Consider the following 10,992-nt stretch of genomic DNA (forward strand, 5'->3'; position numbering starts at 1 on the left):
GTTACTTTTACTAACTTCAATGTTTGTAATAGCCAGAATAGTTGAAAAATGCAAAATCACAGTTCGATTCCAGCCTGCCACTCTTTCCATTTCATGGTCATATTCGCACCCAGTGAAAGAAAAGGCTCAGGCGGTAGTTTTGAAGGTGCCTGGTGCTCTAAAAATTCACTCAATAACTCCGACTTACCTAATACGGCTTGTTCTGCTGCCATCATCCCAGACAGAGTACCTTTAACAGTGCCCAAGCCATTCTGGCAAGCCGCAGACCAAATACGCTGCTCTACCTCACCAAAAGCCGGCATCGAGTTCCAAGATAAACAAAGCCTGCCACCCCAGCGATGCTCAATATCAACATCTTTCAGCATAGGAAAACGACGAGCGAAAGACCGCTCTTGAAGCTTGGCCGCATTGCGCAAATTACGTTCGGTTACTTCCATGTTCTGATTAAGCGTTGCATGATTACGGACCACAACACGGTGTCCGCTTCCCATATAATCGGAACTGCGCCGTACAGTTGTCCCCATCGGGTCTGCCGGTAACACACCCCAATCACTCACACCTTTCAGTTGCTTTATTTCTGTGCTGCTCAAAGCACGAGTCATCGACGCATAAGTAAAGACATGCAGCAATTGTCGCGGAAAAAAACCGAACGACTGAATATGTCCATTAACTGCCAAAATCACATTCTTCGCTTTAACTGAGCCGCTAGGCGTGTTCAGTCGGTGCACTTCACCGGTTTCTATTCCGATAACCGGGCTTTTCTCAAAGAAAATAACCTTACTACTTAAACCTTGTGCGGCCTTACGTACAAAAGCAGCTGGTTGGATCATTACTGCACCAGGTGTAAATAAACCTTGGTGATAAAATTCAATACCCGTCCAGTTTTTCATCTCTCCAGCATTCATCAACTGATATGTTTCACCCAGAGACTCAAGGTGCTTGCGGTAGCTTTCTATATGCTGCCCACCTCGGCTTGATCCAGCAGCCGTAACTTTGCCGCAAGGATTAAATACTTCAGGGGCCATCCCGTATTCTTCTGCCATATCACGAGCAAAATCAATGGCTGCTCGATTCAAACGAATTTGTTGTAAATCATGCTCATGTGCACCCGCATAGGTTTCAGAATTCAGATCATGGGGAAGATCGATCATAAAACCTGAATTGCGCCCTGCTGGACCTTCTGCCAAATGGTTTGCTTCAAGCAAAACAATCGACTCATCGCCTACCAGTTGGCTTAACCGACGAGCTGCTGCAAGGCCAGTAAAGCCACCACCGACAACAACCCAGTCTGCAGTAATATCATCGTTAAGTTGAGGATACCCAGATGCTGCAGGTAATATGCTATTCCAAGCAGCAGGCCCTGGGTCCTTAGGCAAGCGCTTTACTTGAATATTTTTACTCATAAATCGGTTCCTGTCTGAACCGCATAAGCACTTTCGTCGGCGCCTATGCGGATTCAATACTGATGATTACTCAGTCAACGCAACCGTCAATGGCATCATCACTCAGGTCGACCCAAATTGTTTTCAGCTCGGTATACTGATCATGGGCATGGATAGAGTTATCACGACCACCAAAGCCAGACTGCTTATACCCGCCAAACGGTGTTGTAATGTCTCCTTCACCAAAACAATTAACGGTTACCGTACCGGCCTTAATCGCTTGAGCAGCGCGCAGGGCTTTTTTCCCGTTCGCAGTAAAGACCGATGCTGCCAATCCATAGTCCGTATCATTGGCAACTTGTATCGCTTCGTCATAGCTAGCAACTGTGATCACCGACAATACCGGACCAAAAATCTCTTCTTGTGCGAGTTTGTCTTTACTACTGACGCCATCAAATACAGTGGGTTGGATAAAAATGCCATCCATTGTTTCGCCACCCAGCACGACTTCATGGCCTGCTAACTTTCCTGCATCAAGGTAACTACTGACTTTAGAAAAGTGCCCAACATCAATCATCGCACCTAGCTGCTTAGTTGGGTCCAGTGGATCACCTGTATTCCAATCACGGGAATGAGCTTTGATGCGTTCCAGTAGCTGTTCTTTAACACCTGCTTGGACGATCAGGCGAGAGCCTGCAGAACAGTTTTCACCCATATTCCAGAAGGCTGCCGCACAGACTTGCTCAGCAACTTTATCGAGATCTTCAGCATCATCCAGTACGATACATGGGTTCTTACCCCCCAACTCCAGTACGACTTTCTTGAGATTAGAGTCCGCGGCATAACGCAGAAAACGACGTCCAGTAACGGTGGAACCTGTAAACGTCACCATATCCACATCCATATGCATACCTAAAGGCTCACCCACGTCTGCGCCACCACCGGTGATCACGTTGAGTACACCTTTGGGTAGGCCTGCTTCAGCAGCCAGTTCAGCAATACGCAAAGCCGTGAGTGAGGTTTGCTCGGCAGGTTTAACCACCATTGAGCAACCCGCCGCCAGCGCTGGAGCAATTTTCCATGCCAACATGAGCAGAGGGAAATTCCAAGGCAGTACAGCACCCACAACACCGATGGGTTCACGTACGATCATCGCGATGGCATCAGAGCCGACCGGTGCCGTTTGATCATAAATTTTATCCGCTGCTTCAGCATGCCAGGTCAGCGTATTAATAAACTCAGGGATATCGATGCCTTCACAATCGGCAATCGGTTTACCTGAATCTAAACTTTCCAAAACAGCCAGTTCACGACTGTTCTCTTTAACCAACTTGCAGAGTTTAATAAGCACTTCTTTACGTGCCACCGGATGAAGTTTACTCCAGCGGCCATCCTCAAAGGCTTCACGCGCTTTGCTGACAGCGAAATCAACATCGTCAGCATTGCAGGCGGCAACATTGGCAAGTAATTCACCGGTCGCCGGGTTGGTCGTTTCAAATGTATTACCCGATAGCGCCGGGCGAAAACCACCATTGATAAAGCTCATTGCAGGCGGGTTCAGCTGTGCAGCAATCGCTTTGTATTCTTCCAGAGTTAACAGATCTGACATGTGTTATTCCCCCGCCTGTGTGCTGGCAACTTCAGCTTTTGCTTTGCTGATGTTGGCTTTGATAGTCTTTACAAATGTGTCTTCTGGCGTTTCAGCGGCGATACCGGCAATGGTTGTTTTCAGTGTTTTGACTACCTGGGCCATTGCTTGTTTTTCATCTTTGTTCAGGCCACGTAATGGCTTACGCACTTGACCGGACACACGGCCATCCAGTGTTACGCCATGCTTAACGCTCTGGATAAACTTGCCGCCCTGCTCTAATACCCGCATGAGTGGCATCATGGCTGACATAATGCGACGCCCCTTGTTGAAGTCGTTTTCAACCACGCAGGCGTTATACAGTGCCAGATGCTCTGTCGGCAGGAAGTTAGAGCCCGCACACACCCAACTTTTAGCGCCCCAGGCGAAAAACTCCAACGCCTGGTCATCCATACCGCAGGCAACTTGAATGTGCGGATAGTCACGCGCCAGCATGTGTAAGCGGTTAATATCACCGGAGCTTTCTTTAATACCGCAGAAATTGTTAGAGCGGCCCACACGGTCGAGGAACTCCTCCTCCATATTGACGCCCATACGATCCGGGTAGTTGTACAACATGATGGGCAGGTCAGCAGCACGATCCACGGCCAGCGCATGCAGCGCCAACTCACGTTGTGTTGGCAACGAATAAGGCGGGGTTGCCACCAAAATCACATCCGCCTGATACTTAGCAGCATCTTCCGCCAGTTTTAACGACGCATCTGGATTGATCGAACCGGTACCAAAGATAATCTGCAGACTATCGCCACAGATCTCACGAGCGACTTTTAACAGATCAACTCGTTCTTCATGCGTTTCGACATAGTATTCACCGGTGGTACCGCCAATCATCAAGCCGTGAACACCCGACGCCTGCAAGTACTGAACATGAGCTGTGTAAGCATCATAGTCGATGGAGTAATCTTCCTTAAACGGAGTGATTACTGGAGTATAAATTCCTTCGAAGTGCATTTAACTCACCTTCGTTATCATTGTTATTGATGGTCGTTTTAAGAGACTAGAAAATCTTAGAGAGACTCATCTGGTTTATAAAACAGCTTGGTAAAATGGTAACGAGGGGGGGCAGGACTCCACAATCAACCTTTTATTCGCAGAAAACATAACTTCAGGTTATGAGAGCAAGATCATGCGACAGGAGACAGCAGCCAAATCTATAGGCTAGCAGAGTAAAAACCAGAGCTTAAAGATGAGGTTTAAGAAGATGAATAGAGGCAAGCTTATCTGCTACGCCGATTGAATAACCGTTTAATCGGTTAAATGTGTTTTTTTCTGAATGCCAGAGGCTATCAGCAAGCATTCTGAGATTCGTTTTAATACCTGTTTATCAACCGATGAGGAGTAAATCATATTCATTTTAAGGACTAAGTTACTGTTTAGAATATTCGCAGGTAACATTCTACTTTTATCAGGAATCAGCAATGATTCCGGTAACAGAGATATGGCAAAGCCTGCATGAACAGCTATTGCAACGTTCTCAAGAACCGGACTACCAAACACTTGCTTGTATGGAATATTGGCTCTTTTTAGCCCCGCCAAGCATAGATCACGGACAATACAGTTATCTTCATGTATCGCGACCGGCATCTCTTCTTTCTCTTCTAATCTGGCACAGGCCGGTGCAGACCATATTAAGCGCTCACTCCATAGTAACATCTCATCCGGGTATTCGCTCTCGCCTGCAACAATGGCTATATCCAGCTCCCCCGCATCCAGTTTCTTTCTCAGGTTTCGACTACGGTCACAGACTATCTTAGCTTCAAGATTGGGGAGTTCTTGTGTGAGAACTGGCATGAAAAAATTAAGAAAATCCTGAGCATAGTCCGTTGGAATACCAAAACTAAGCTGACCTGAAAGGTCCTTTTCAGCGAGGGCAGACAAGGCTGCATTATTAAGTTTAAGAAATTGCTCGCTATAACTAAGGAGTGTTTTTCCCGCTTCTGTTAATCGAATACCTTGGTTACTGCGTTCCATCAAACTAGTGCCTAACTGCTCTTCCAAACGTTTCATCTGCATGCTGACCGCCGCATGTGAACGGTAAATAGCTTTAGCTGCTTTTTTGAGTTCTCCAGTACGAACAACCATGACAAATGTACGTAACAACTCAAGATCAAGTATCGGATCCATAGCCCACCCTTCTTAGGTAATTAGCAAGTAAGTAAATTAAATCTATCCTTAGTTATTCAATAAATCTGAATTACTTATTAATAATTTATCATTTGCCTGAAGTATGCATTTTTTTTAGGGTAGTAGGCAACTATCCAATGCAACGACCCGATACGTGCCTTTAAATGATCACACATCAGGGTCTCATTATTCATACGAGCGGTCATCGCTCATTAAAGACATGGTAAGTAATATGACAACTCATAAAATTCCGGATCAAATGACAGGCGTGGTACTAACAGGACACGGTGGGCTTGAAAAACTGCTATACCGCACTGACCTACCAGTACCAAAGCCTGGAAAGGAAGAAGTGCTGATCAGAGTAGGCGCCAGCGCGGTAAATAATACTGACATCAATACCCGTATAGGCTGGTACTCAAAAGGCGTAACGGGACAAACTAATGCAGGGGCCGCACAAGGGTTTGAAACAGCAGATGATGATGACGCAAGCTGGTCTGGTATTCCACTTGAGTTTCCAAGGGTACAAGGAGCTGATTGTTGTGGCGAGATTGTCGCTGTAGGCGAGCTGGTAAGCTCTGATCGAATTGGTGAAAGAGTACTGGTACGTAACCTTCAATCAGCAACCTCACAAGGTGAGTTCAGCTGTATCACCTATGGATCTGAATGTGATGGCGGTTTTGCTCAATATACCAAAACCCCAGCAAGCGAAGCATTTGCAGTACAAAGCTCATTGACTGACGCTGAACTCGCATCATTTCCATGCGCCTACTCTACTGCCGAGAACATGATCGACAGAGTCGGCGTTAAAGCCAATGAAACTGTACTGATTACGGGGGCATCGGGCGGTGTTGGCTCAGCGGCCGTACAACTGGCAAAACGGCGCCATGCTAAAGTCATTGCGATCTGTGGCGCAGAAAAGGTAGAACAGCTTAAAGAACTGGGTGCCGACATAGTTATTCCGCGAGGTGAAAGCATGGTGGATGTTCTGGGGCATCACTCAGTAGACATCGTGATTGATCTCGTCGCCGGAGACCAGTGGCCGGAACTACTCGACCTGTTGCGCAGAGGTGGCCGCTATACGGTAGCAGGCGCAATTGCAGGCCCGATAGTTGAGTTAGATGTGAGAACGCTATACCTCAAAGATTTAAGCTTTTTTGGTTGTACTTACCAGCCCAGATCAGTTTTTGAGAATTTGATCCAATACATTGAACGTGGTGAATTAAAACCTCTCGTTGCACATGAATATCCACTGCAACACATCACAATCGCTCAGCAGGACTTTATGGCTAAGAAATTTATTGGCAAACTGGTCTTACTACCGCCTGAGGAGAATATGCATGAAAATCGTTGAGATCTCTGTTTTTCATCGGCCATTACCCATAAAGGGTGCACCTTACCGAATGGCTCTTCAGGAGTTAACAGCACTTGATTCAACTATCGTTCGGATAACCACTGATAGCGGTGTCATTGGCTATGGTGAGTTCTGTCCACTTGGGCCCGCCTACCAACCACAGCATACGCTGGGAGGCCGCGCTGCGCTGCAAGAGATCTGCCCCCACTTAATCGGTATGAACCCTCTATTGATTGACCGTGTGTATGATGTAATGAATCAAGCTCTGTGCGGTAGTCTCTATGCAAAATCAGCCATTGATATGGCTCTCTGGGATATAGCGGGTAAAACTTATGGGGCGCGCATTTGTGACTTACTGGGCGGAGCGATTCGGGAAAAGGTACCTTCCTATTATGCTATCGGACTGACCTCACCGGATGAAGCAGCAGAGATTGCCAAAGAAAAACAAGCGCAAGGCTTTGCTCGGCTTCAACTCAAAGTTGGCGGCAGAGAGCTTCAAGAAGACATCGCAGCAGTACACAAGGTTTCAGAAGCGTTAAAAACAGGTACCACGCTGGCTGTTGATGCTAATCGTGGGTTAGTACCGCGTGATGCTATTAACTTGTCTCTGGCATGTAAAGAACTCGCCTTTATCATGGAGCAGCCCTGTCATACATACGAACAATGCCTAGCGGTTCGCCAACGCATCGCTCACCCGCTCTACCTGGATGAAGTGATTGAAGACCTAAACATACTGTTACGGGCAATTTCAGACAACGCCGCCGATGGTTTTGGTATGAAACAAAGCAGAGTCGGCGGCATCAGTAAAATGAGAACTATCCGTGATGTGTGTGCCGTTGCAGGCTTACCCATAACATCGGATGACAGCTGGGGTGGCGATCTGGTCGCTTCAGCCTGCCTGCAGGTTGGTGCAACCATACAGCCTCAACTATGCGACGGAGTCTGGATTGCTGCACCCTATATCGACGGTCATTATGATCCGAGCAATGGCCTTTCGGTGAAACAGGGACAACTGAGTTTGCCGAGCGGGCTTGGCCTTGGAATAGAGCCACACATCAGCACCACCGAGACTGCAGTGATGAATTTTGGTTAATTAAAAATGATAGTATTGGCCTAGTAAGTGACAGCTAGAAGGCGAGTAAATAAGAAAAAAGTTTATTTGCTTTTAGCTATTCGCTTCTAGCTGAACGACAGAGGTCTGCTCATCAGCAATACAGCCAAGGAACCACGTCTTAAAGGTACGAAACGCCTCATTATCTTGGCGACTTTCAGAATAAGTAAGGTAATGCGACTTCTCCCGATAAACCGCCTCAGCTTCGCCAATACGTATCAACCAGCCTTGCTCAATCATCGGCGATACCAGCTGATGCCAGCCTAGACAAACCCCCTGTTGGTTAAGCACCATCTGAATCAGCATATTGTAATCATTAGCATTGAACACATGTCGCTCCCCTCCAGGGCCGATGTCAACATCAATCCCTTGGGAGCTAAACCACACACCCCAATCTACATGCTCCGCAATCTGAGAACGGCCATAAGGGCTAAGGTTAAGCAGAGTGTGATTCTGCAACACGTCTAGATCGACAATCTCAGGGTTTTGCTCCAAATAAAGCGGTGAACATACTGGATAAATAAGATCATAAAAGAGCGGAATGGAATGATACCCTTCTCTTGGGTCACTCACCTTATTAATGAAAATATCGGGGTGCACCCCCGGTTCCATCTTCAGGAAGTTATTAGTCGTTACAACGCTAACGTCGATATCTGGGTTGGCAGCAAAAAAACCAGGTAAGCGCGCAGAGAGCCAAAAAGCCGAAAACGCTGGCGAACAGCAAATGGTTAGCTCTTGCTTGCGCTTATCACTGTTCTGAATCCGCTGTGCAGCCTGCGCTATATTTACGAAAGAGAGATAGGCAGCATCATAGAAGATGGTACCCGCCTCGGTTAGCTCAACTGCGCGGCCGGCACGTTTAAATAATGACACCCCTAACGAAGCTTCAAGCTCCCTAATTTGTCGGCTAATGGCTGCTTGAGTAACACAAAGGGCTTCTGCTGCACGGGTAAAATTTTGATACTTTGCCGCAGCAACAAAAGACTTCACCGCCCGTAGTGAAGGCATTTTTACCAAAATTTGATCAGGCTCTACATGTTTAACCATAACTTCAGGTATTCAATTCTCTAAATAAAAAGTCGCTTTACCAGTTTTCACCTCACCCATACACTAAATTTCAAATATGGGTAGGCCTACATTTTGTAAGTTATACCCTTACATGTTGCATCAGCGTCACTGACAACGACACAACAATGACTAACAACGGCAACAGGTATTTGGGTTACACACTGTCATGTGAGAAAACACTATAGTGTCAATATACCTGCTCAGACCAATATAAGCATAACAATAACAGCGACTACAGCAGCGTAGCGTTATGGGAGCACCACACAATGACCAGCAAAACTAAAACTCTGGAGCTGATCAATCAGCGGAAACCGCGCCACGCCCTAACACGGGAAATTTATCGCGACGAAGATGTGTACCAACAAGATTTGGAACAGATCTGGCACAAAGAGTGGATTTTTGCCGGCCATACTATCGAGATAGCAAAAGCCGGCCAATACATGACCATTCAAGTGGGCGATTACCCAGTAGTGATCGTTCGCGATGACGCCGGTAACGTCAGAGCATTTCATAACGCTTGTCGACATCGTGGTTCACGCGTTTGCTCAGAATCTAAAGGAAAAACAGCCAAACTGGTATGCCCGTACCACAAATGGACTTTTGGTTTGGACGGTAAACTGCTGTTCGCTGGCAACATGGGTGAAAAATTCAACAACGATGATCATGGTCTGATGCCAGTACATTGTGAGATAGTGAATAGCTATATTTACATATGTGTCGCTGATCAGGCACCAGATTTTGAGCAGTTCCGCAAAGACGTGAGCCCATTTATTGCCCCGCATAACCTTGAAAACAGCAAAGTAGCACACGAAGCTAATTTAGTAGAAGACGGCAACTGGAAACTGGTTTTTGAAAACAACCGTGAATGCTACCACTGTGACGCTAATCACCCGGAGCTACTTAACTCATTTGTCGAGAACCTATCCGTTGCTGGCGTTGGCGGTGATGATGATCCAGAACTGGTAGCGCACTGGGATAAATGTGAAGCGGCAGGGTTACCGAGCCGTCTCGTAATGGACACAAATGGCCAATACCGTATGACACGTATTCCACTGTCGGCTAAAGCGGTCAGTTACACAATGAACGGACAACCTGCCGTAAACGGGCGACTTGATGATACCGATGCTGAAGATATCGGTGCGCTGCTCTACTTTCATTACCCATCTACTTGGAACCATTTTCTCGGTGACTTTGCCCTGAGCTTTCGCGTATTACCTCTCAATTCAGGGCAAACACTGGTAACAACCAAGTGGCTAGTGCCCAAAGATGCGGTCGAAGGTGTTGATTATGATCTCGACAACCTCACAAAGGTCTGGCTAGCAACGAATAATCAAGACAAGAGGCTAGTTGAGGAAACATTTCGTGGGGTCAGTTCGCCCTCTTACATTCCGGGTCCATTTTCTGATATCGCTGAGAACGGTGTGTGTCAGTTTGTCGACTGGTACTGCGATACGATGAAGCAAAAGTTAAGCGACTAAACCTCTCTTACATTAAGCCTCTGTTTGCCCTGCATTCAGAGGCTTTTTTATTGCAGCTAATTTTATGAGTGACTCACACCAACATCCGTTTATGAAAAAACTCCAGCTAACGTCATCACATTAACAATAACCGGAAGTTATGGTTTTTACGTTAAATATGTCGTTGGACGCTTTCAGGCAAAGACCTTAACTTAATAGGCATACTGACAGTCATGAGAAAGCTTATATTGTTGTGATATGGCACTACTGTCACCGCGATAGACTTCAATAATAATCATAAAAATGCAGAGGGTAGCATGACAGACAGCACAGATATTCTGTCGATTAAAAACGTCTACAAAGTATTCGGCGAGCAGCCGGAAACAGCAATGAAGATGTTACGAAACGGCGCAAATAAAGATGAAATCTTTGAAAAGACCGGTCAGACCGTTGGTGTGTTTGATGCCAGTTTTTCAGTTAAAAAAGGTGAAATTTTTGTCATCATGGGGCTATCCGGCTCAGGAAAATCCACTATGGTTCGCCTGCTTAACCGCCTGATCGAGCCAACCGCTGGTAGCATCGAACTCAATGGAAAAGACATTACCGTACTCGGTGATGCTGAACTTCTAGACGTTCGCCGTAAAGAGATGAGCATGGTATTCCAATCTTTTGCTTTAATGCCACATATGTCGGTTATTGAAAATGCAGCATTTGGCTTAGAAGTATCGGGCGTCGAAAAGAAAGAGCGTAACCTGAGGGCCCAGGAGGCGCTACTACAAGTAGGCCTAGGAGAGCACGGCGACAGCTATCCTCATCAATTGTCTGGTGGTATGCAGCAACGCGTCGGGCTT

9 protein-coding genes are annotated in these 10,992 nt (G+C 46.5%); 4 read left to right on the forward strand and 5 right to left on the reverse strand.

Going from position 1 to position 10,992, the window contains the following annotated elements; all coding sequences use genetic code 11:
* Positions 1 to 56: 56 nt before the first annotated feature.
* The 4 genes from QZZ55_RS13940 to QZZ55_RS13955 form a co-directional block, all read right to left on the reverse strand.
* The gene (locus QZZ55_RS13940; protein WP_293267946.1) at positions 57 to 1,403 is read right to left on the reverse strand and encodes an FAD-binding oxidoreductase; all 1,347 of its coding nucleotides are present in this window, start codon (positions 1,401 to 1,403) and stop codon (positions 57 to 59) included.
* Positions 1,404 to 1,473: 70 nt separating this feature from the next.
* Positions 1,474 to 2,991, reverse strand: coding sequence for an aldehyde dehydrogenase (locus tag QZZ55_RS13945; protein ID WP_293267947.1), 1,518 nt, complete (start codon positions 2,989 to 2,991; stop codon positions 1,474 to 1,476).
* Between the two features lie 3 nt (positions 2,992 to 2,994).
* The gene (locus QZZ55_RS13950; protein WP_293267948.1) at positions 2,995 to 3,981 is read right to left on the reverse strand and encodes a dihydrodipicolinate synthase family protein; all 987 of its coding nucleotides are present in this window, start codon (positions 3,979 to 3,981) and stop codon (positions 2,995 to 2,997) included.
* Positions 3,982 to 4,275: 294 nt separating this feature from the next.
* Positions 4,276 to 5,154 carry a LysR family transcriptional regulator gene (locus QZZ55_RS13955; RefSeq protein WP_293267949.1) on the reverse strand — a complete coding sequence of 293 codons (879 nt, stop codon included), beginning with the start codon at positions 5,152 to 5,154 and terminating at the stop codon, positions 4,276 to 4,278.
* A 232-nt stretch (positions 5,155 to 5,386) separates the two neighbouring features.
* Between QZZ55_RS13955 and QZZ55_RS13960 the strand changes: the two genes are divergently transcribed.
* Positions 5,387 to 6,505 (forward strand): alcohol dehydrogenase family protein, encoded by a 1,119-nt coding sequence (locus QZZ55_RS13960; protein WP_293267950.1) that lies wholly within the window; start codon positions 5,387 to 5,389, stop codon positions 6,503 to 6,505.
* Positions 6,492 to 7,598 (forward strand): enolase C-terminal domain-like protein, encoded by a 1,107-nt coding sequence (locus QZZ55_RS13965; protein WP_293267951.1) that lies wholly within the window; start codon positions 6,492 to 6,494, stop codon positions 7,596 to 7,598. Before QZZ55_RS13960 ends, QZZ55_RS13965 begins: the two co-directional genes overlap by 14 nt.
* A 72-nt stretch (positions 7,599 to 7,670) precedes the next feature.
* Here QZZ55_RS13965 and QZZ55_RS13970 read toward each other — a convergent pair whose 3' ends face one another.
* A complete protein-coding gene (locus QZZ55_RS13970; RefSeq protein ID WP_293267952.1) occupies positions 7,671 to 8,663 on the reverse strand; it encodes a LysR substrate-binding domain-containing protein in 993 nt (330 codons plus the stop codon).
* 287 nt (positions 8,664 to 8,950) lie between these two features.
* Here QZZ55_RS13970 and QZZ55_RS13975 point away from each other — a divergent pair, with 287 nt between their 5' ends.
* Together QZZ55_RS13975 and QZZ55_RS13980 are read left to right on the forward strand one after the other, a co-directional pair.
* Positions 8,951 to 10,162 carry an aromatic ring-hydroxylating dioxygenase subunit alpha gene (locus tag QZZ55_RS13975; protein ID WP_293267953.1) on the forward strand — a complete coding sequence of 404 codons (1,212 nt, stop codon included), beginning with the start codon at positions 8,951 to 8,953 and terminating at the stop codon, positions 10,160 to 10,162.
* A 296-nt stretch (positions 10,163 to 10,458) separates the two neighbouring features.
* A partial coding sequence (locus tag QZZ55_RS13980; protein ID WP_293267954.1) for an ATP-binding cassette domain-containing protein occupies positions 10,459 to 10,992 on the forward strand: 534 nt, incomplete at its 3' end.

Origin of the sequence: Neptunomonas sp. (assembly GCF_016744175.1) — a bacterium.
GTDB lineage: Bacteria > Pseudomonadota > Gammaproteobacteria > Pseudomonadales > Balneatricaceae > Neptunomonas.